The sequence below is a fragment of the Sinomonas cyclohexanicum genome, from assembly GCF_020886775.1.
GTDB classification, from domain to species: domain Bacteria; phylum Actinomycetota; class Actinomycetes; order Actinomycetales; family Micrococcaceae; genus Sinomonas; species Sinomonas cyclohexanicum.
The window spans coordinates 1,429,251-1,450,794 of the sequence record NZ_AP024525.1; the positions used below are offsets into that span (position 1 = coordinate 1,429,251).

Below are 21,544 nucleotides of genomic sequence, written 5' to 3' on the forward strand. Positions count from 1 at the left end.
CCTGTACGGTGCGTCTAGTGCCGGCTGTCAGTATCCGGCTGAGCCGGAGCCGCCGGTGACGATGGCCACGCCGGAGCTCGCTCCGATCCGGGTGGCGCCTGCTGCAATCATAGCCCGCGCGTCGTCCGCGGTGCGCACGCCACCCGAGGCCTTGACACCGATGTCGGGGCCGACCGTGGAGCGCATGAGCGCGACGTCCTCGACCGTGGCCCCGCCGCCGTTGAAGCCCGTGGAGGTCTTGACGAAGTCGGCCCCCGCCTCGACGGCTGCCTCGCACGCGAGCACCTTCTGCGCGTCCGTCAGCAGGGACGTCTCGATGATCACCTTGAGGATCGATGAGCTGCCGTGGACGGCCTCGGCGACGGCCTGGATGTCCTCGACGAGCGCGCCGCGGTCGTTGGCGCGGGCGGCGGCGATGTTGATGACCATGTCCACCTCGTCGGCGCCGTCAAGGGTGGCCCCGCGCGCCTCGAACACCTTGACGTCCGTGGGCGTGGCCCCCAGCGGGAACCCGGCCACCGCGCACGTGAGGACCCCGGATCCGCGCAGCGCCCTCGTGGCGGTCTTGACCCACAGGGGATTGACGCACACCGACTTGAAGCCGTGCTGGACGGCCTCGCTGCAGAGGGTGAGGATGTCGCCCTCGCTCGCCTCGGGCTTCAGCAGGGTGTGGTCGATGTAGCCGGCAAGGTCCGCGGGAGTCAGGGCGGGCTCGGAAGACACAGCGGCGTCCTTTCGATTGGGTCATCCCATACTGGCACAGCTCCAGCGGAATCTGCGGCCGCCTACGCCGTCACCCGCAGCCGGTACCCCCTCTTCACGACGGTCTGGATCAGCTCGGGTGCGGGCAGCGCGCCGCGCAGGCGGTTCACGGCCATGTCCAGCGCGTGGTTGGACGCCTTCTGGGAGACGAGCCTCGCGAGGGTCTCCCGCGGCACCACGGCCCCTCCGGCCTCGAACAGGGTCCGGAAGAGGAGCATCGCGGAGGGGGCGAGGACGAGCTCGCTGTCCCCGACCGTGATGGTCCGGCCCCGCAGCTCGATGGCCCCGGCAGAGGTCGGCAGGACGCGCACCGTGCGCCGGCCCAGGTTGTCCGTGACGAGCTTGACGAGGGCGCCCATGCGGAACCGCTCGGGGATCCAGGGCCTCAGCCCGGCGGCCTCGAGCGGCGCGGCCGTGACCGGGCCCACCACCGCCGTGGCGACCCGCTGACGCAGGGCGGTGATGAGCTGCGGGTACACCCCGAGCTCGTGGGCCGTGCTGAAGAGCGCGTCCACGGCGGGCGCGCTCGTGAACGTCAGGACGTCCAGCTCGCCAGCGCAGACGGCGTGGATGAGCGCCTCGATCCGCTCTCCGCCCTCCGGCCGGACCCAGCGGTATGGGGTGACCGTGATGAGCTCGGCACCCGCGTCCCTCAGCCGGTCGAGCTGGACCCGGTCGGTGTAGCCGTGCAGCTGCATGACGACGCGCTTGCCGTCGAGCCGCCCTCCCGCGTCCCGCAGCACGAGGTCCACGAGCGTCGCGGTGGTCTCGTCGCCCGCGATGCCGACGTCGGCGAGACCCGCCGCGCGGACGGCTCCGCGGGCCTTGGGGCCGCGCACGTACAGGGCGGCGCCGCTGAGCGACTCCTGGAGGGCCTCCCCGAGCCCTGCCGCGTCGGCGACCTCGAGCCAGCGCCGCATCCCGTACGCGGTGGTGACGATGCACAGGTCGGGGCGCGAGGCTATCGTGAGGCGCGTGTCCTCGAGGACCCCGAGGTCCTGCCCCACGGGGGCGATCGTGAGCACGGGGGCGTGCATCACCTCCGCGCCGCGCCGCTCGAGCGCCTCGATGAGGTCCTCGGAGCGCCGGTGAGAGGTGACGCCGATGCGGTAGCCCTTGAGCTGGGCGGCGACGTCGTTCACGCGGCGCCCACGAAGCCCGCGGCGAGGGCCATCTCACCGGTGGCGCTCCCGGCAACGCGCACGACCTCCCCGATCACAATGACCGCCGGGTTCGCGCAGCCGGCCGTGTCCAGCTCCGCGCCGCCCAGCTCGGTGAGCGTGGTGCGCTGCCCGGCCTGGTGCCCGCGCTCGACGACGGCGAGCGGTGTCTCCCGCGCGAGCCCGGCGCGCCGCAGGCCCGCGGCGAGGTGGGGGAGGTTCGCGATCCCCATGAGCACGACGACGGTCCCTCCTTCCGCCGCGAGCCCCGCCAGGTGGCGGTGCTCGGCATCGGTGAGCGGCGCGTGCCCTGAGATGACGGTGAAGGAGTGGCTCACGTTCCGGTGGGTGACGGGGATGCCGGCCGCCGCGGGAACGGCGATCGAGCTCGAGATCCCGGACACGACCCGCACCGGCACCCCGGCCTCGGCGCACGCGGCGGCCTCCTCGGCCCCGCGGCCGAACACGAACGGGTCTCCGCCCTTGAGCCGGACCACGTTGGCGCCGGCGCCGGTAGGGTCAGACGCGCCCGCACGCCCGAGGGCGTGGTCCACGATGAGCCGGTTGATCTCCTCCTGCGGGACCTTGTGGTGGCCGGGGAGCTTGCCGACGTCGACGAGCTGTGCGGTCGTGAGCTTTTCGAGCTCCCGCCACGGCGCGAGCCGGTCGAAGAGCACGACGTCGGCGTCCCGCAGCGCCTCGACGGCGTCCACGGTGAGCAGGCCGCGTGAGCCCGGCCCGCCGCCCACGAGGGTGACGTGGCCCCGGGGCCCGGCCGGCGGCTCCTCCACGAGGGGCACCCCGATCCTGCGGTAGTGGTCCAGCACGGGCGCCCACGCGCCGTCGTGCGCCCCGCGCCCACGGCTGCCGGATCCGGGCGAGCGGCGCACGACGGCGACCAGCGCCGGCCGCGCCGGGGGCGTCACTGTGGTGAACGCCGACGTGAGGTAGGCAGTCGGCGAGTCGAAATGCGCGACCGTCGCCCCGGCCTTCCGGTACCGGGCGAGCGCCTGACGGGACGCGTCCGCCTCGCCGAGCAGGACGACGGGGGCGCCGTCGAGCGTGATCTCCACCTGCATGTCAGGCCTCCCCGAGCTGGGTGCGGAGGGGGATGGTCGCGCCGAGGGCCACCTTCTCGCGCTCGTCGCGCGTCGCGGGGCGGAGCTGGTCCCTTTCGGCCACGTGCACAATCGAGTCGTCGGCGGCATCCGGGGCGTTGACGAACGGGCGGAAGCGGCGCAGGCGCTCGGGGTCGGCGAGCGTCGCGGCCCACTCGTCCTCGTAGTGCTCCACGTGCGTTGCCATCGCGGCCTCGAGCTCCTCGGCGATCCCGAGCGAGTCCTCGACGACCACCTGGCGCACGTGCTCGAGCCCGCCGTCGAGCTCCTCCTGCCAGCGCGCGGTGCGCTGCAGGCGGTCCGCTGTGCGGATGTAGTACATGAAGTAGCGGTCGATGTACCTGATGAGCGTCTCGTCGTCGAGGTCCTTGGCGAGGAGCTGGGCGTGCGCCGGGGTCGCGCCGCCGTTGCCGCCCACGTACAGGTTCCAGCCGTCCGCTGTGGCGATCACGCCGACGTCCTTGCCGCGGGCCTCCGCGCATTCGCGGGCGCAGCCGGAGACGCCGAGCTTGAGCTTGTGCGGGCTGCGCAGGCCGCGGTAGCGCAGTTCGAGCTGGATCGCCATGCCCACCGAGTCCTGCTGGCCGTAGCGGCACCACGTGGACCCGACGCAGCTCTTCACGGTGCGCAGGCTCTTGCCGTACGCCTGCCCGGACTCCATGCCCGCGGCGATGAGCTCGGCCCAGATGTCGGGGAGCTGTTCGAGGCGGGCGCCGAACATGTCGATGCGCTGGCCGCCCGTGATCTTCGTGTACAGGCTGTACTTCTGGGCCACGGCCGCGATGACGCCGAGCTTCTCCGGCGTGATCTCGCCGCCCGGGATGCGCGGGACCACGGAGTACGTGCCGTCCTTCTGCATGTTCGCGAGCGCGCGGTCGTTGGTGTCCTGAAGGGCGCCGCGGCCGGCGTCGAGCACGTAGGCGGAGTGCTGGGAGGCGAGGATCGAGGCGATGGTCGGCTTGCAGATGTCGCAGCCGGCCCCCGTGCCGTAGCGGGACATGATGTCCTCGAACGAGGTCAGCTGCAGGACACGGATCGCGTCGAAGAGCTCCTGGCGCGAGAGGGCGATGTGCTCGCACAGCGCCTTGCTGACGGTCACGCCGGACTTGGTCAGCTCGGCCTCGAGGAGCTTCTTGATCATCGGCACGCACGAGCCGCACTGCGTGCCGGCGCGGGTGCAGGCCTTGAGGCCGGCGACGTCCTGGACCGGATCCTTGCCTTCGCAGGTCCCGCAGGCGTTCACCGCGTCGCGCAGCGTCCCCGCGGCGACGTTGTTGCACGAGCAGAGGATGGCGTCGTCGGGGAGCTCGGTCTCGGGAGCCTCTCCGCCCCCAGCCGCGGAGAGGAACGCGCCCGGCTCGGCCGGGAGCTCGCGGCCCAGGAGCGGGCGCAGGCTCAGGTACGGGGACGCGTCGCCGACGAAGATGCCGCCCAGGAGCGTGCGCGCGTCGTCGGTCGTGACGATCTTCTGGTAGACGCCGCGCGCCGGGTCCGCGTACACGATCTCGAGCGCGCCCGGCTCGGCCGCGAACGCGTCGCCGAAGCTCGCGACGTCCACGCCCGAGAGCTTGAGCTTCGTCGCCGTATCGAAGCCGGGGAACGTCGCCTCGCCGCCGTGCAGGCGGTCCGCGACGATTTCCGCCATCGTGTTCGCCGGCGCGACGAGCCCGAGGCACATCCCGCCGAAGCTCGCCACCTCGCCGATGGCCCATACATTCGGTGCCCCGGTGGCGCACGCCTCGTCGATCACGACGCCGCCGCGCGGGCCGAGCTCGAGGCGGGCACTGCCGGTGCTGTCCGCATCGACCGCTGCGCGGATGAGCTCGTCGCGGGGGCGGACGCCGATCGCGACGACGACCAGGTCCGCGGGGACCACCCGCTCGTCCGCCAAGAGCACGCCGGTGACCAGACCGGCGTCGTGCGCGCCCTTCGTCTCCACGAGGACTTCCGACGGGAACACGCCCCCGTGCACCGTGAACCCCTTGGCCGCGATGAGCCGCGTGAGGGCCTGGCCGGCGCCCTCGTCGAGCTGCCGGTTCATCGGCCACGGCGAGCCGTCGATGATGACGGCCTCGGCGCCAAGGGACTGGGCTCCAGCCGCGGCTTCGATCCCCAGGAGGCCGCCGCCGATCACTGCGACGCGCGGCGCCCGGCCGAGGTCGGCGGCGAGGCGGGCGATCTCCGCGCGGAGGAACCAGACGTCCTCGAGCGTGCGGTACACATAGGTGTGCTCGGCGCCCGGGATGGGGAGGCGGGCGGCGTTCGAGCCGGTCGCGAGGACGAGTTCGTCGTACTCGTGCTGCCGGGGCGTGCCCGCGCCGTCGACCGTCGTGACGGTCCGCGCCACCGTGTCGATGGCGGTGGCGCGGGAGCCGGTGAGGAGGGCGACGCCGGGCGTGGCCCACAGCGAGGGGTCTCCGAGGGTGAGGTCGACGTCGGCCGGGTCGCCCGTGAGGGCCTTGGAGAGCGCGACGCGGTCGTAGGGGAGGTGCGCCTCCTCCGTCAGGGCCGTGACGGTGAAGCGGGGAGCGCCGTCGGGGTGGTCGAGCCCACGGGCGGCCATCGCCTCGACGAAGCGGTGGGCCGCGGGGCCGCCGCCGATCACGACGACGCGCCTCGCGGAGGAGGAGTCAACAGGCGCGCCAGATGCGGCGGAGGACTGGGGAGAGGTGCTGGGGGTGTGGCGCGGGCTGGTGCTCACAGTCGGGCCTTCCGTAGAGGGATGCCGGCTTGACCGGCGGGCTTTCCTCAACCATAGGAATCACCGATTTCGGACCAGTTGCCCGGGTGTAACGGACGATTAACTTCGCTGTCACAGGCATGTTTCGCTTGCTGTGAGCGCGGTTTTACGTGGCCGTGACATGGGTTCAACCCGGGCGAAACGGCCCGCTCCGTAGCGTGGAGGCATGACGATCACCGCTGAAGCACCTGTCCTTGCCGACTCGCCCACCGATGCCGCGCGTGACGCCCTGTCCACGTGGTACGACGTCTGCAGCCTGACCGACCTCGAGCCCAACTGGGGCGAGGCGGCCCTCATCGGGGGCCGGCAGGTCGCCGTCTTCCGCCTCCCCACGGACGAGGTCTTCGCCGTCGAGCAGCGCGACCCCGCGACCGAGGCGCACGTCATGGCGCGCGGGATCGTCGGCTCCCGCGGCGAGCGCCCGACCATCGCCTCGCCCCTCCACAAGCAGGTCTACGACCTGGTCACGGGGGAACGGCTCGACGCTCCCGGCACGCCGATCGCGGCCTTCGCGGCCCGGGTGGTCGGCGGAATGGTGCAGGTCGCGGCCTGACTCGGGCCCTTGGCGACATAACCGGCCCTGACCGGCTCAACAGGCGCTGGTGCGGGCCTGTTGTGCAGGTCAGGGCCGGTCATGTAACGGCGTGCACCCAGAACCTCAGAGGCCGAGGGCCTCGCGCACGTCGTTGACGGCGGCGTCGAGGGCGTGGCGCGCGGCCTGGCGGGCCTCGGTGAGCTCGGCGGAGTTGTCCACGGGACGGATGACCTCGAAGTAGCACTTGAGCTTGGGCTCGGTTCCGCTCGGGCGGACGATCACGCGCGTCGAGTCACGGGTGACCCATAGGAGTCCCTCAGTCGGCGGCAGCTCGTCGGAGCCCTGCGCGAGGTCCACCGCGGTCTCGACGGGGGAGTCCGCGAACGAGGCCGGCGGGTCGAGCCGCAGACGGGTCATCATCGCGTCAAGGAGCCCGAGGTCGGCCACGCGCACGCTGAGCTGGTCCGTCAGGTGCACGCCGTGGCGAACGTGCAGGGCGTCCAGCCGGTCGAACAGGGTCTCGCCGTGCGCTTTCGCCTCGGCGGCCAGCTCGGCGATCAGCAGGGCCGCTGAGATGCCGTCCTTGTCCTTCACGAGGCCGGGCGCGACGCAGTATCCGAGCGCCTCCTCGTACCCGTACACGAGGCCCGGCACGCGGGAGATCCACTTGAAGCCCGTGAGTGTCTCGCGGTGCGCGAGGCCGGCGGCCCCCGCGATCCGGGCGAGCAGCCGCGAGGACACGATCGAGTTGGCGAACACGAGGGACGGGTCGGTGGAGCCCTCGGGCAGGTCCAGCCGCTGCACGACGTGGGAGCCGAGCAGCGCACCCACCTCGTCGCCCCGCAGCATGCGCCACTCGCCCGTGGCCGGGTCCGGGGCGGCGACGGCACAGCGGTCGGCGTCCGGGTCGTTCGCGATCACGAGGTCTGCCCCCGCCGCCCTCGCGGCCTCGAACGCGAGGTCCAGCGCGCCCGGCTCCTCGGGATTCGGGAACGCGACGGTCGGGAACGCGGGATCGGGCTGGGCCTGCTCGGACACTAGCGTCACGTCGGCGAAGCCGGCGTCGCGCAGCACGCCCAGTGCGGTCTCGCCGCCCACGCCGTGCAGCGGCGTCAGGACGATCTTGAGCTCGCGCGCGGGGAAGAGCCCTGGCTTCGCGAGGCGCACGACGGCGCCCCGGTAGTCCGCGGCGATGCTCGCCGGCAGCACGGCCCAGCCGCCGTCGGCAAGGGCGATCGACCCGACGGGCCCCACCTGGCCGATGAGCTCGGAGATCTCCGCGTCGATGGGTGCGACGATCTGCGCGCCGCGACCGGCGTCGTCGACCGCGCGGCCGCCGAGGTACACCTTGTACCCGTTGTCCTGCGGCGGGTTGTGGCTGGCCGTGACCATGACCCCGGCGTCGCACCCGAGCGCCTGCAGCGCGTAGGCGAGGACCGGCGTGGGCAGCGCAGACGGCATGAGGTAGGCGTCGATCCCCGCCGCCGTGAAGATCGCGGCCGTCTCCTGCGCGAACACGTCCGAGTTCGTGCGGGCGTCGTAGCCCACGACGGCGCGCGGCCTGGCAGCGGGGGGCGACCCGGCGCCGTCGTGCGCTGGACCGACGGCGGTGCCGCTCACCCGCCGCACGAGGAACGCCGCGAGTCCCGCAGCGGCGCGCCGGACGGTGACCCGGTTCATGCGGTTCGGCCCGGGCCCGAGGGCCGCGCGGAGGCCCGCGGTGCCGAACTGGAGCGTGCCGCAGAACGCGTCGGCGAGCTCCTGGAGGGCGGCGTCGCGCGCGAGGGAGGGCTCGGCGTCGTGCGCGCGGGCGAGCGTCTCGCGCAGCTGTGCAGCGGTCGAGGGATCGGGATCCGTCGCCGCCCACTCCTCGGCCCGGCGTGCTAGGTCAGTGAGGTCGGGCGCCCCGGCGGGGATGGTGCTCATGTCGGCGTAGTCCTTCAATCGTCCTTTGAGGGGCCGTCAGATCGCGGCGATGACGTCGGCGAGGAGTCGGGAGATCCGCGGGCCCGCGGCGGCACCGGCCGCGAGGACCTCCTCGTGGCTGAGCGGCTCCGGGCCGATGCCCGCGGCGAGGTTCGTCACGAGTGAGATTCCGAACACCTCGAGCCCGGCGTGGCGAGCGGCGATGGCCTCGAGCGCCGTGGACATGCCGATGAGGTCCGCACCGATCCGCTTGGCGTACTGGACCTCGGCCGGCGTCTCGTAGTGCGGTCCGGGGAACTGGGCGTAGACGCCCTCCGCCAGGCTCGGGTCAACGGTGCGGGCCACGGCCCGCAGCCGCGACGAGTACAGGTCGGTGAGGTCCACGAAGGTGGCGCCCTCGAGCGGGGACGTGGCCGTGAGGTTGATGTGGTCGCTGATGAGCACCGGGGTGCCGGGCGCCCAGTCGGGGTTGAGCCCGCCGCAGCCGTTGGTGAGCACGACGACGCGGCACCCCGCCGCGGCTGCTGTCCGGACGCCGTGCACGACGGCGCGGACGCCCCGGCCCTCGTAGTAGTGCGTCCGGGCGCCGAGCACGAGCGCGCGCTTGCCGTCCGCGGTGAGCACGGACCGGATGGTGCCCACGTGCCCCTCGACGGCCGGCGCCGAGAACCCCGGCACGTCGGCGGCAGGGAGGGTCGCCGTCGTCTCGCCGATGAGGTCCGCCGCCTCGCCCCAGCCGGAGCCGAGCACGAGCGCGATGTCGTGCCTCGGGACCCCGGTCGCCTGCGCGATGGTCTCTGCCGCGGCCTGGGCCAGCCCGAAGGGGTCGTCAGTCATCGCCGCTGTCGCCGTTGTCGTCACAGGATGAACCTACCAATCCGCGCGGCGGGATTCGTCCTCCCAGGGCGGACGGGATGACAGAATGTGTGTCCGTGACGATGAACCCTGATTTTGCGGCCCCCCACATCGCGATCCTGGGCGGCGGACCCGGCGGCTACGAGGCGGCGTCGGTCGCGGCCTCTCTCGGAGCGAAGGTCACGATCGTCGAGCGCGCGGGGCTCGGCGGCTCCGCGGTGCTGACTGACGTGGTGCCTTCGAAGACCCTCATCGCGACCTCGGACCTCATGACCCGCGTCGAGGAGGCCTCCGCGGCGCTCGGCCTGCGCCTCGCGACGGGGGACGGGGAGCCGCTCCAGCGCACGGACCTGCGCGCGGACCTGCGCATCGTCAACGACCGCCTGCTCGGCCTCGCCCGCCAGCAGTCCGAGGACATCCGCGCCGCGCTCGACGCCCAGGGCGTGCGCATCGTCATGGGTTCCGGCCGCCTCGTCGACGGCAGCGTCATCGAGGCCACCACGGTGGACGGCGTCGAGCGGATCGAGGCCGACGCCGTGATCCTCGCCGTGGGTGCCCACCCCCGCGAGCTTCCGTCCGCCCGCCCGGACGGCGAGCGGATCCTCAACTGGGCGCAGATCTACAGCCTCGAGGAGATCCCGGAGGAGCTGATCGTGGTGGGTTCGGGCGTCACGGGCGCGGAGTTCGCGTCCGCGTACAACGGCCTCGGCTCCAAGGTCACGCTCATCTCGTCCCGCGACCGCGTGCTGCCCGGATCGGACACCAACGGCGCCGAGCTGCTCGAGAAGGTCTTCGCCCGCCGCGGCGTCCGCGTCCTCTCGCGCTCCCGCGCGGAGTCGGTCGAGCGGACGGGCGACGGCGTGGCGGTCACCCTCGGCGACGGCACCAAGGTCACCGGCTCGCACTGCCTCATGTGCGTCGGCTCGATCCCGAACACGGACGGGATCGGCCTCGAGCAGGCGGGCGTTGCCGTGAGCGGGAGCGGCCACATCATGGTCGACGGCGTCTCCCGCACCACCGCGACCAACGTGTACGCCGCGGGCGACTGCACGGGCGTGCTCGCGCTCGCCTCGGTGGCCGCGATGCAGGGCCGCATCGCGGTGGCCCACATCCTGGGCGACCAGGTCACGCCGCTGAACCTCAACCACGTCGCGTCCAACATTTTCACCTCGCCCGAGATCGCCTCGGTGGGCGCGTCGGAGGCGGACGTGACGAGCGGCAGGGTCGCGGGGGACGTCGTGATGCTCCGCCTCAAGAGCAACCCGCGCGCCAAGATGCGCAACACCACCGACGGGTTCGTCAAGGTCATCTCGCGCAAGGGCACCGGGACCGTGATCGGGGCCGTGGTCATGGGCTCCAACGCGTCGGAGCTCATCTTCGGCCTCGCGATGGCGGTCGAGCAGAAGCTCCACGTGGACGACGTCGCGAACACGTATGCGGTGTACCCGTCGCTGTCCGGCTCCCTCGCGGAGGCCGCGCGGCGCCTGCACGTGCACATGTAGACCGCCCCACGCGCAGGGAGCCGCGCCTTCGGGCTCTTGGTCCCTTGAGGACCGCCGGAGGTGCGGGGGACGATGGCGGCATGGCACACACCGATGATGACCACGCCCACCACTCGCACTCCCACGCCCATTCCCACACGGGCGGCTTCTCGGACGACGACGCCGCGCTGGCCGCCGTCGAGGGGCACCACGCCCACATGCTCGAGCGGGTGAGCGCCCTCTCCGACGCCCTGCTCGCGGCCGTGGCCGCCGGCGACGCCGGGACCGCCTACGACGAGAAGGCCAACCTCGTGGGCTGGTGCGAGGACGAGCTCATTCCGCACGCCGTGGCCGAGGAGGGTCCACTGTACGGCCCGGCCCGGGAGACCGCCGAGGCGCGCCTCCTCGTCGAGGGGATGCTCCAGGACCACCAGACGATCATCGGACTCGTCGAGGAGCTCCGGGGCGCGGACGGGCCACGTGCCGCGGCCCTCGGGCTGGCGATCGCGCGGGCGTTCGCCCTGCACCTCCGCAAGGAGAATCAGCTCCTGTTCCCGTACATCGTGGCGAGCCCCGATCTCTCGCTCGCGAAGGCCGTCGAGGGGCTCGAGGAGGTCGTCGGCTGATCCATAGGCACATCGTCTCGGTTGAGAGGTGCGATCTCGGCTAGCGTGGCCGGGTGACCACAGCAAAGACGTTGGACGGCCCCCGTGCCGGGACCCGGCGCAGGATGATCGCGGACGCGTCCTTCTCCGCGATTGCGGCGGGCTTCATCGCGGTGGCCGTCTCCTACGCGGGTCCGATGGTCGTGGTGCTGCAGGCGGCCCAGGCCGCGCACCTGAGCGCGGGCCTGACCGCGTCGTGGATGAGCGCGATCGCGCTCGCGAGCGGCATCACCTGTGTGGTGCTGAGCCTCGTGACGCGGCAGCCCGTCGTCGTGGCCTGGTCGGTGCCCGGTGCCGCCCTCCTGCTCACAGCGCTCGGGCAGTACTCGTACAGCGACGCCCTCGGCGCCTACATCGTCGCGGCCGTCCTCGCGGTCGTGCTCGGCGCGACGGGATGGTTCGGCAGGCTCATGGACGCCGTCCCGCGGCCGGTGGTCGCGGCCGTGCTCGCGGGGGTCCTCCTGCCGTTCGTGCTCAAGGCGTGCGGCGCCGTCGTGCAGTCGCCCCTCGTGGGCGGAGGCCTCGTCCTCGCGTTCCTTGCCGGCCGCCGGTTCGCCCCGCGCTACGCGGTCCTCGTGGCGCTCGCGGCCGGCGTCGCGCTCGCCCTCGCTACGGGCGGGATCGCGGCGCCGAGCCTCGGCTGGGACCTCTCGGGCCCCGTGTGGACCACACCGACGTTCGGCCTTCCCGCGATCGTGGGCATCTCGGTGCCCCTCCTGGTCGTCACCATGGCCGGGCAGAACGCGCCCGGGCTCGCGATGATGCGCCAGCTGGGGTACGACGCCGGCGATCGCCTCATGGTGGGCGGCGCGTCCCTCGCGTGGCTCGTCTCGGCGCCGTTCGGCTCGCACGGCATCAACCTCGCGGCGATCACGGCCGGGATCTGCGCCGGGCGCGAGGCGCACCACGATCCGGCCCGGCGCTACGTCGCAGGCGTCTCGTGCGGCGCCTTCTACATCCTGTTCGGACTCTTCAGCACCACGGCCGTGGCGCTGGTCGCGGCGGTGCCGCCGGCCCTGCTCACGGTCCTGGCCGGCGTCGCCCTCCTCGCTGCGACCCAGGGCGCGATCATCGACTCCGTGACGCACGCGCGCGAGGACGCCCGGGCGGCGCCGCATGCGGTCGAGGCGGCCGTCATCACGCTGGCCGTGACCGCGTCCGGGGTGAGCGCGTTCGGCATCGTCTCGGCCTTCTGGGGGATCCTCGCCGGCGCGATCGCGTACGCCGTGCTCGGGATGCTCAGGCCGCGTCGCGACATTCACGCCGCCGCGTAGTGCCGCTCGATGAGCTCGCGCACCTGATCGCGGCACCCGCCGCAGCCCGTCCCCGCCCGGGTCTGGGCCGAGACGTCCTCGAGCGTCGAGCAGCCGCCGACGACGGCCTCCTCCACCGTCCCCCGGCTCACCCCGGCGCATCGGCACAGTGTCGACTCGGGGCCGCCTGACGATGCGCCGCCGAATCCTGTGCTGCCGCCCCGCGCGGCCGATTCGGCGCCGTCGAGCCGGAGGATGAGGGACCGGTCCGAGGGCAGCTCCGCGCCCGACTCGAAGAGCAGCGTGAGCTCGGCGGCGGCCCGCGGGACGCCCAGCGCCACGAACCCCGCGAGGACGCCGCCGCGCGTGGACATCTTGACGTAGGCGCCGTGCTCCGGGTCGGACCACACGGAGACTCGCAGCGGTGGGCGGTCATGGGCCGTGCACCCGGACTCGAGCGCGAACTCGTCCCACGGCTCGGCCGTGACTTCTCCCGCGACGGCGAGGTTCACCCCGCGCGCCTTGAGCAGGATCACGGGGACCCGCTCGTCGACGAGGGGCTCGGGCGCCGGCTCGCCGAGGAGCTCGTTCCGGAACCGCGCCGCGAGCCAGTCGGCCTGCCGCCAGCCCGGGGCGATGAGCCCGCTCGGCGCAGCCTCGCCGACCTCTGCGCAGTCGCCGATCGCGAAGACGTGCTCGGTGGCCAGTGCCGCGAGGGAGTGGTCCACGAGGACGCCCGAGCCGACCGCGAGGCCTCCGCCCTGGGCGAGTTCCACCCGGGGCCGGGCGCCGCACGCGATCACCAGCAGGTCGCCGTCGATCGCGGACCCGTCGTCGAGGAGCAGCGCCCTGAAGGCGCCGTCGGGGCCGGTCTCGAGGCCAGTTGAGCGCGCGTTGCCAGCGACCCGCACTCCCTGGCGGCGCAGGGCGGCCGTGAGCGTGGCACCCCCGGCCCGGTCGATGGAGCGGGACAGCGGCCGGTCGCCATGGTGGACCACGGTGACGGTGGCGCCCTCCTCGCTCGCGGCGAGCGCGGCCTCGAGCCCGAGCACGCCGCCGCCCAGGACGATGACACGGCGGCGGCCCTCGACCGCCGAGGCGAGCCGCGCGGCGTCGTGCACGTCCCGCAGCGCAGTGACGCCCGGCGGCAGCACCGGGTGCAGCGGGTCCGGGTTGAGGCCGGTGAGGGTGGGCACGACGGCGCGCGCCCCGGTTGCGAGGACCACGCGGTCGTAGGGGATAGCAGCGCCGTCGGCGAGGTGGACGAGGCGGCGGGACCGGTCCAGCCGCGCGGCGCGGGTGGAGGTCAGGACGCGCACGCGGTCCGCGGCGAGCTCGTCCGCGTCGGCCAGGCTCATGGACGGCAGGCTCGTGCGGCCCACGCCGAGGTCCGCGACGAGCACACGGTTGTACGCGGCGTGCTCCTCCTCGCCCACGACGGTGAGCTCGATGGCTCCCGCCGCCGCGGCGGGGCGGAGCTCATCGACGAACCGTGCGGCGACCGGCCCGAAGCCGACCACGACGATCCTTGTGCGGTGCTCGGTCGGGGGCTCGATCGGGTGCTGCGTCATGCGCGCTCCTCTCGTTGGCCGGCTGGGACGGCGGACAGCAGAATGGCGTCTGCGAGCACGTCGTCGCCGGGAATGTCGGCGCTCGTGAGGTCCGCGGGCTCCACCACGACGCGGGTGGTCTTGAACTCGGGCATGCCGGAGATCGGGTCCGTGGCGGGGTGGGTGAGCAGGTTCGCCGAGGCCGGGCCCGCGAAATGGAACGGGAGGAAGACCGTGTCCGGCCGGACGGCGGCGGTCAGCTCGGCGCGGCACACGACCTCGGGCCGCTGATTCGCGTCGCCGGGCCGGAGGAGGCCCGCCGCCGCGTCCCGCCGGGCCGCTCGGCCGGCGCGGCATATGCGGACCCACGCGCCGTCGTCGATCCCGAGCCTCGCTGCGGGGGCTGGGTGGATCGCGAGGCGCGCCTCGGGCTGCGCGGCCGCGAGGCCGGCGACGCGGCGGGTCTGGGCGCCGGACTGGTAGTGCTCGAGGAGCCTGCCGGTCGCGAGCTGGAACGTGCCCGGAGTGGGGGCCGCGGCGCCGGGCTCGGTGGCGGACTGGGGTGCGACGGCCCGGATGGGGACGAGCCTGGCCCGGCCGTCCGGGTGCGCGAACCGCTCGGCGAAGAGCCGGGGCGTGCCGCCCACGCCATCGCGGACGGGGGCTCCCTCGGGGCACGGCCAATACAGCGCCTCGCCGGCGTCGAGCCGGCCGTACGTGACTCCCGAGTAGTCGGCCGGCCCGCCGGCGGAGGCGGCGCGCAGCTCCTCGAACACCTCGTGAGGGTCCTCGGGGAAGCGCGACGGCGCGTCCAGCAGCGCCGCGAGCCGGTTCATGATCCACAGCTCGCTGCGCGCGCCGGTCGGAGGCGCGACGGCGCGCCGGCGCCGCAGGACGCGGCCCTCGAGGTTCGTCATGGTTCCCTCCTCCTCGGCCCACTGCAGGACCGGGAGCACCACGTCCGCCTCCCGCGCCGTCTCGGAGAGGAAGAAGTCGCATACCACGAGGAAGTCCAGGGCCCTGAGCCCCTCGCGGACCGACGCCGCGTCTGGCGCCGAGACCACGACGTTGGCGCCGTGCACGAAGAGGCAGCGCACGCCGCCGGGGTTTCCGTCGGCGGTCGGCCTGCCGAGGGACGCAAGGAGCTCGACGGCGGGCACCCCGGGCCCGGGGATGCTCGCCTCGGGTACGCCCCACACGCGCGCGATGTGCTCGCGGGCGGCGGGGTCGGTGATCTTCCGGTACCCCGGCAGCTGGTCCGACTTCTGGCCGTGCTCGCGCCCGCCCTGTCCGTTGCCCTGGCCGGTGAGCGTGCCGTAGCCGCCGCGCGCCGAGCCCGGCAGCCCGAGCAGCAGCGCAAGGTTGATCGCGGCGGTGACGGTGTCCGTGCCGTCGGCGTGCTGCTCGATCCCGCGGCCCGTGAGGATGTAGCACGAGCCTGTCCGGGCGGACTCCGCGAGCCGCCGGGCGGCCTCCCGCACGAGGTGCGCGGGGACGCCGGTGGCGGCTTGGACGCGCTCGGGCCACCACGGTGCCACCGAGCGGGCCAGCGCCCCCAGTCCTGCCGTCCGCTCCGCGACGTAGACCTCGTCCGCGAGCCCCTCGTTCAGGACCACGTGCGCGAGGCCCAGCAGGAGGACGAGGTCCGTGTGCGGGGCCGGCGCGAGGTGGAGGCCCGCGCCGTCGGCAGTGAGGGCCGCGGTCGCCGAGCGGCGGGGGTCGACGACGATGAGCCCGCCCGCCTCCCGCGCGCCGGCGAGGTGCTGGACGAACGGGGGCATCGTGTCCGCGACATTGGAGCCGAGCATGAGGACGGTGTCCGCGGCGTCGAGGTCGGCGAGCGGGAAGGGCAGTCCCCGGTCGATCCCGAACGCCCGGTTCGCGGCGGCTGCGGCCGAGGACATGCAGAACCGGCCGTTGTAGTCGATCCGGGACGTGCCCAGCGCGACTCGTGCGAACTTGCCCAGCAGGTAGGCCTTCTCGTTGGTCAGGCCCCCGCCGCCGAACACCCCGACGGCGTCCTTCCCGTGCGCCGCCTGGACGCGCCGGACCTCCGCGGCGACCCGCGCGAGGGCGACGTCCCAGTCCACGGCGACCAGCTCGCCGTCGTCCGTGCGCATGAGCGGCGAGGTGACCCGCTCGGGGTGCGCGAGGAGTTCTGCGGCAGTCCACCCCTTGCGGCACAGGCCGCCGCGGTTGGTGGGGAAGTCGCGGCCGGCCACCTCGGGGGCCGCGTCCTGAGGCGACGGCGTCACCGTCATCGCACACTGGAGCGCGCAGTAGGGGCAGTGCGTGGCCGTCACGGCTCAGACCCCCGCCTGGGCGGCGCGGGAGCCGGGGCGCAGATAGCACGCCCACGCCACGGCGAGCATGAGCGCGTACGCTGCGACGAAGCCGAAGAACGCCGGGATGTAGGAGCCGGTCGCGCTGGCTGAGGCGCCGAGGACCTGAGGGATCGCGAAGCCGCCGTACGCGCCGATCGCCGAGACGAGGCCCAGCGCCGCGGAGGCGAGTCGAGAGGTGTACGACGGCGCGGCGCCGGCTCGGGCGGCACGGCTGGCTGTCGTGAACACGGCGGGGATCATGCGGTACGTCGAGCCATTGCCGATCCCGCTCGCCGCGAACAGGGCCAGGAACAGGACGAGGAAGAGCCAGAAGCTCTTCGCCGGGAGCGTGGCGATGACCGCGAGCGTCACGAGGGCCATCGCAGCGAACGACGCGACGGTGACCCTCGCGCCGCCGAACCGGTCCGCGAGGCGGCCGCCGTAGGGCCGGGCGAGCGAGCCCACGAGCGGGCCGAGGAAGGCCAGGGAGAGGGCCACGGCGCCGCCGGCGAGGGGGATGGGGAGCGCCGAGAACGTCGGGAAGATGTCGTGGATGAGCTTGGGGAAGACCCCGCCGAAGCCGATGAACGAGCCGAACGTGCCCACGTACAGGAAGGCGATGACCCACAGGTGCGGCTCGCGGAGCGCGGCGAGCGAGCCCGCGACGTCGCCCTTCGCGCGGGCGAGGTTGTCCATGCGCTTCCAGGCGCCGAACGCGGCGGCGAGGATGAGCGGGACCCACATGAGGCCCGCCACCATAAGGCTCGCGCCCGAGACGAACAGCGCGGTGATGCTCACGGCGATCGGCACGACGAGCTGTGCGACGGCGGCGCCGAGGTTCCCGCCGGCCGCGTTGAGGCCGAGGGCCCAGCCCTTCTCCCGCGCGGGGAAGAAGAACGTGATGTTGGCCATCGAGCTCGCGAAGTTGCCGCCGCCGAACCCGGCGAGGCCCGCGACCGTGAGCATGAGCCAGAACGGAGTGGACGGGGCGGCCACGCACGCGGCCAGGCCGATCGTGGGGATGAGGAGCAGCAGCGCCGAGACGATGGTCCAGTTGCGTCCGCCGAAGCGCGGGACCATGAACGTGTACGGGATGCGCAGTGTGGCTCCGACGAGGCTCGGCATCGACAGGAGCCAGAACGTCTGGGCCGTGCTGAACGTGAAGCCCGCCGCGGGGAGCTGGACGACGACGATCGACCACAGCTGCCATACGACGAACCCGAGGAACTCGGCCGCGATGGACCAGCGCAGGTTCCGGCGGGCTACCGTGCGGCCTTCCCGTTCCCACTGCTCGGTGTCCTCGGGGTCCCAGTGCTCGATCCAGCGGCCCTTGCGGGTGTCGAGGCGCAGGGATGGCGAGGATGCGCGCTGAGGCGAGGTGGCGGCGTCGTGCGCGGTGCGCGGTTCTGTGCTCATGGGTGCTCCTGGAAGACGGAGGATCGGGTGGGATCTGGCTTGCCTTCAACGCTAGGAACGGCGCGTTTCGCGCGGCCGCACCCGCTGTAAACAGGCCGTGACATCCACCTCTCACGGCCGGGCGGCGTGCCGTGAGGCGCAGAGAGCCAGGGAAAAACGAGTGTTCGGGATCACTACCGTCTCATCATGTGGACGCTCAGTCCGTTGCGTGGACTCACCGGACGTAGGATGGCGTGTACCCAGACCCCGGACCGAAAGTCAACTGCCGGTCCAGCATGTGAAAGCGAACCCATGTCCAGCACTTCTGCGGTGACGGAGCCCTCAACCGGCCAAGCGGCCAACACGAAGGGCCGCGTCATCTTCTCGAGCCTCATCGGTACGACGATCGAGTTCTTCGACTTCTACGCGTACGCGACCGCGTCCGTCCTCGTGTTCCCTAAGCTCTTCTTCCCGAACGCGTCCGACATCAACGCGATCCTGTCCTCGTTCGCGATCTTCGGTGTCGCGTTCATCGCGCGGCCGGTCGGCTCGATCCTCTTCGGGCACTTCGGCGACAAGCTCGGGCGCAAGGGGACGCTCGTCGCGTCGCTGCTGACCATGGGTATCGCGACGTTCCTCATCGGCCTCCTCCCGCCGGCCACGACCCCCGGCTGGATGGTCATGGCCCCGCTGGCCCTCGTCATCCTGCGCTTCCTGCAGGGCCTCGCCCTCGGCGGCGAGTGGTCCGGCGCCGCACTGCTGGCCACCGAGAACGCGCCGGCCAACAAGCGCGCCGTGTGGGGCACGTTCCCGCAGCTGGGCGCCCCGATCGGCTTCATCATCGCCAACGTCATGTACGTGGTCATGAACAGCTTCCTCACCGCCGCCCAGTTCGAGGCGTGGGGCTGGCGGATCCCGTTCCTGTTCAGCATCATCATGGTTGCGGTTGGCCTGTACGTGCGCCTCAAGCTCGTGGAGAGCACCTCGTTCAAGAAGGTCATCGATGAGGAGAAGGTCGCCAAGGTCCCGCTCGCCGCGACGTTCAAGCACCACTGGCGCGGCGTCATCGCCGGCACGTTCATCATGCTCGCCACCTACGTGCTGTTCTACCTGACCACGAGCTTCACGCTCACGTACGGCACCGCGCCCGCCTCGCCCGAGGTGGCCAGAGCGGCGGCCGAGAAGGCGGGCAAGGCGTTCGACGCGGCGTCGTTCGTCCCGGGTCTCGGGATCGACCGCGGTCTGTTCCTGTGGATGCTCATCATCGGCGTGGTGTTCTTCGGCATCTTCACGGTGGTCTCCGGCCCGCTCGCCGAGAAGTACGGCCGCCGCAAGTTCCTGCTGTGGGTCACGGGCCTCATCTTCGTGTTCGGCCTGGCCTGGGGCCTGATGTTCGGCCCCGGGACCGGTGCCGCCCTGGTCGGCCTGATCGTCGGCTTCGCGCTCATGGGCTCCACGTTCGGCCCGATGGCCGCGATCCTGCCCGAGCTGTTCCCGGCCAATGTCCGCTACACCGGCTCGGCGATCGCGTACAACCTCTCGTCCGTGCTCGGCGCGGCCCCGGCCTCGTTCGTGGCGATCGCGCTGTGGCAGTTCGGCAAGGGCAACACGGTGTGGGTCGGCGTATACCTCGCGGTCGCGGCCGTCCTGACGTTCGTCGCGCTGCTCCTCACCAAGGAGACCCGCGATGCCAAGTTCGAGGACAACGTCGCCGCGTAGGTGGCTCCTCGAAGCCACGCAGGTGACTTCTCACAACGACGGAGGTGACTCCTCGGCGGGCATTCCGCTGAGGAGTCACCTCCGTTTCGTTGAAGAGTCAGCTCCGCTGTAGCGAGGAGTCAGATCCGCTGCGCTGCCGCGGGCCTCAGTCCTCGATCGTCGCGATGAGGGCGCCCGCGCCCACCGTCTGGCCGGGCTCGGCCGTGAGGCCCTTGATCGTGCCCGCCTTGTGCGCCGTGAGCGGCTGCTCCATCTTCATGGCCTCGAGCACGACGATGAGATCGCCCTCCGCGACCACGTCGCCGTCCGCGACGGCCACCTTCACGATGGTGCCCTGCATCGGCGCCGTGAGCGCGTCTCCGCCGGCCGCGCCGCCCGGGGCCGCGCCGCGCGAGCCCCGTGCCTTCTTCTTGGCCTTGGACGCCTTGCCGGACGCCAGGGACAGCGTGCCCGGGATCGTCACCTCGAGGCGCTTGCCGCCCACCTCGACGACGATGCTCTGCCGCGTGGCGTCGTCGTCCGCGCCGTCACCGGCACCGAGCGGTCCCGCATAGGCGGGGATCGTGTTGTCGAACTCGGTCTCGATCCAGCGCGTGTGGACGCTGAACGGACCCTCGGCCGGGGCGAACGCGGGGTCGCTCACGACGGCGCGGTGGAAAGGCACGACGGTCGGCATGCCGGTGATCGTGAGCTCGTCGAGAGCGCGTCGGGCGCGCTGCAGCGCCTGCTGGCGCGAGGAGCCCGAGACGATGAGCTTGGCGAGCATCGAGTCGAAGTTGCCGGAGATGATGTCCCCGGCCACGACGCCGGAGTCGACGCGTACGCCGGGTCCGGTCGGGTAGGTCAGAGTCTCGACCGTGCCGGGCGCGGGCATGAAGCCGCGGCCGGCGTCCTCGCCGTTGATGCGGAACTCGAAGGAGTGGCCGCGGACCTCGGGGTCGTCATAGCCGAGCTCCTCGCCGCGGGCCAGGCGGAACTGCTCGCGGACGAGGTCGAAGCCGGTGACCTCCTCGGACACGCAGTGCTCCACCTGGAGGCGCGTGTTGACCTCGAGGAAGCTGATGGTGCCGTCCTGTCCGACGAGGAACTCGCACGTGCCGGCACCGAGGTAGCCGGCCTCCTTCAGGATCGCCTTGGACGCCGCGTAGAGCCGGCGGTTCTGCTCCTCGCTCAGGAACGGCGCGGGGGCCTCCTCGACGAGCTTCTGGTTGCGGCGCTGGAGCGAGCAGTCGCGGGTCGACACGACGACGACGTTGCCCGCAGCGTCGGCCAAGCACTGGGTCTCGACGTGGCGGGGCGCGTCGAGGAAGCGCTCGATGAAGCACTCGCCGCGGCCGAACGCGGCCGTCGCCTCGCGGACGGCGGACTCGAACAGCTCGGGGATCTCCTCGAGAGTGCGGGCCACCTTGATGCCGCGGCCGCCGCCGCCGTACGCGGCCTTGATCGCCACCGGGAGGCCGAACTCGCGGGCGAACGCGAGGACCTCGTCCGCGGACCCGACCGGATCGGCGGTGCCGGGCACGAGGGGGGCGCCGACCTTCTCGGCGATGTGGCGCGCGCGGACCTTGTCGCCGAGCGCCGCGATGGACTCGGGGGAGGGGCCGATCCACGTCAGGCCGGCGTCGATGACGCGCTGCGCGAACTCGGCGTTCTCGGACAGGAAGCCATAGCCGGGGTGCACGGCGTCGGCGCCGGACGCGCGGGCGGCGTCGATGAGCTTGTCCATCACGAGGTAGGACTCGGCCGCCGTCGTGCCGCCGAGGGCGAAGGCCTCGTCGGCGAGGCGCACGTGCAGCGCGTCGCGGTCCGGCTCGGCGTACACCGCGACGGAGGCGAGCCCCTCGTCGCGGGCTGCGCGGATCACGCGCACGGCGATTTCGCCGCGGTTGGCGATCAGCACCTTCGTGATCGGCCGGGTGGTGGACTCGTGGGAAGACGCGGCATTCGGCGACAAGGGCAACTCCGTTCTGTACTCCGCGAAGCCTAGCGCCCCTTTGGTGGTATCGCCCATATTGGTGGCGGATTCCGTGCGGAGAGGGCCGATCTGTTGTAGGAGGTCTA

The 21,544-nt window shown here is 72.6% G+C and carries 15 protein-coding genes; 5 read left to right on the plus strand and 10 right to left on the minus strand.

Annotated elements, in window-relative coordinates:
• Positions 1–27: 27 nt before the first annotated feature.
• From deoC to nirB, 4 genes are all read right to left on the minus strand, one after another.
• Entirely contained in the window at positions 28–723 is a 696-nt protein-coding gene (gene deoC / locus SCMU_RS06610) for a deoxyribose-phosphate aldolase (RefSeq protein WP_229232226.1), read from the minus strand.
• Between the two features lie 62 nt (positions 724–785).
• The gene (locus SCMU_RS06615) at positions 786–1,904 is read right to left on the minus strand and encodes a uroporphyrinogen-III synthase (protein WP_229232227.1); all 1,119 of its coding nucleotides are present in this window, start codon (positions 1,902–1,904) and stop codon (positions 786–788) included.
• The gene (cobA, locus tag SCMU_RS06620) at positions 1,901–3,001 is read right to left on the minus strand and encodes a uroporphyrinogen-III C-methyltransferase (protein WP_229232228.1); all 1,101 of its coding nucleotides are present in this window, start codon (positions 2,999–3,001) and stop codon (positions 1,901–1,903) included. The genes SCMU_RS06615 and cobA overlap by 4 nt, the downstream gene beginning before the upstream one ends.
• Position 3,002: 1 nt before the next feature.
• A complete protein-coding gene (gene nirB / locus SCMU_RS06625; RefSeq protein ID WP_443020273.1) occupies positions 3,003–5,603 on the minus strand; it encodes a nitrite reductase large subunit NirB in 2,601 nt (866 codons plus the stop codon).
• A 343-nt stretch (positions 5,604–5,946) separates the two neighbouring features.
• Between nirB and nirD the strand changes: the two genes are divergently transcribed.
• Positions 5,947–6,333, plus strand: coding sequence for a nitrite reductase small subunit NirD (gene nirD, locus SCMU_RS06630; RefSeq protein ID WP_229232230.1), 387 nt, complete (start codon positions 5,947–5,949; stop codon positions 6,331–6,333).
• Between the two features lie 105 nt (positions 6,334–6,438).
• Here the strand turns inward: nirD and SCMU_RS06635 are convergent, their stop codons facing one another.
• Together SCMU_RS06635 and SCMU_RS06640 are read right to left on the minus strand one after the other, a co-directional pair.
• On the minus strand, positions 6,439–8,241 hold the full coding sequence (locus SCMU_RS06635) for a phospho-sugar mutase (protein ID WP_229232231.1): 1,803 nt from the start codon (positions 8,239–8,241) through the stop codon (positions 6,439–6,441).
• A 36-nt stretch (positions 8,242–8,277) separates the two neighbouring features.
• Positions 8,278–9,078: a purine-nucleoside phosphorylase gene (locus SCMU_RS06640; protein WP_229232232.1), complete on the minus strand. Its 801-nt coding sequence runs from the start codon at positions 9,076–9,078 to the stop codon at positions 8,278–8,280.
• A gap of 95 nt (positions 9,079–9,173) precedes the next feature.
• On the opposite strand from SCMU_RS06640, the gene SCMU_RS06645 reads away from it, so the two are divergent.
• From SCMU_RS06645 to SCMU_RS06655, 3 genes are all read left to right on the plus strand, one after another.
• Positions 9,174–10,598, plus strand: a complete 1,425-nt coding sequence (locus tag SCMU_RS06645) for an NAD(P)H-quinone dehydrogenase (protein WP_443020228.1) — start codon at positions 9,174–9,176, stop codon at positions 10,596–10,598.
• Positions 10,599–10,678: 80 nt separating this feature from the next.
• Positions 10,679–11,203 carry a hemerythrin domain-containing protein gene (locus tag SCMU_RS06650; protein ID WP_229232233.1) on the plus strand — a complete coding sequence of 175 codons (525 nt, stop codon included), beginning with the start codon at positions 10,679–10,681 and terminating at the stop codon, positions 11,201–11,203.
• Positions 11,204–11,256: 53 nt separating this feature from the next.
• Entirely contained in the window at positions 11,257–12,516 is a 1,260-nt protein-coding gene (locus tag SCMU_RS06655; protein ID WP_229232234.1) for a benzoate/H(+) symporter BenE family transporter, read from the plus strand.
• Here SCMU_RS06655 and SCMU_RS06660 read toward each other — a convergent pair.
• Genes SCMU_RS06660 through SCMU_RS06670 form a run of 3 tightly spaced genes read right to left on the minus strand, consistent with a single transcriptional unit; the run spans position 12,501 to position 17,785 of the window.
• Complete coding sequence (locus tag SCMU_RS06660; RefSeq protein WP_229232235.1) at positions 12,501–14,066, minus strand: FAD-dependent oxidoreductase; 1,566 nt, start codon at positions 14,064–14,066, stop codon at positions 12,501–12,503. The two genes, SCMU_RS06655 and SCMU_RS06660, sit on opposite strands and share 16 nt — an antisense overlap.
• Entirely contained in the window at positions 14,063–16,306 is a 2,244-nt protein-coding gene (locus SCMU_RS06665) for a molybdopterin oxidoreductase family protein (RefSeq protein ID WP_443020274.1), read from the minus strand. Before SCMU_RS06665 ends, SCMU_RS06660 begins: the two co-directional genes overlap by 4 nt.
• Positions 16,307–16,351: 45 nt before the next feature.
• Complete coding sequence (locus tag SCMU_RS06670; RefSeq protein ID WP_229232237.1) at positions 16,352–17,785, minus strand: MFS transporter; 1,434 nt, start codon at positions 17,783–17,785, stop codon at positions 16,352–16,354.
• Between the two features lie 291 nt (positions 17,786–18,076).
• Between SCMU_RS06670 and SCMU_RS06675 the strand changes: the two genes are divergently transcribed.
• Complete coding sequence (locus SCMU_RS06675) at positions 18,077–19,483, plus strand: MFS transporter (RefSeq protein ID WP_229232238.1); 1,407 nt, start codon at positions 18,077–18,079, stop codon at positions 19,481–19,483.
• Between the two features lie 145 nt (positions 19,484–19,628).
• Here the strand turns inward: SCMU_RS06675 and SCMU_RS06680 are convergent, their stop codons facing one another.
• Positions 19,629–21,494 carry an acetyl/propionyl/methylcrotonyl-CoA carboxylase subunit alpha gene (locus SCMU_RS06680; protein ID WP_443020229.1) on the minus strand — a complete coding sequence of 622 codons (1,866 nt, stop codon included), beginning with the start codon at positions 21,492–21,494 and terminating at the stop codon, positions 19,629–19,631.
• Positions 21,495–21,544 lie beyond the last annotated feature (50 nt).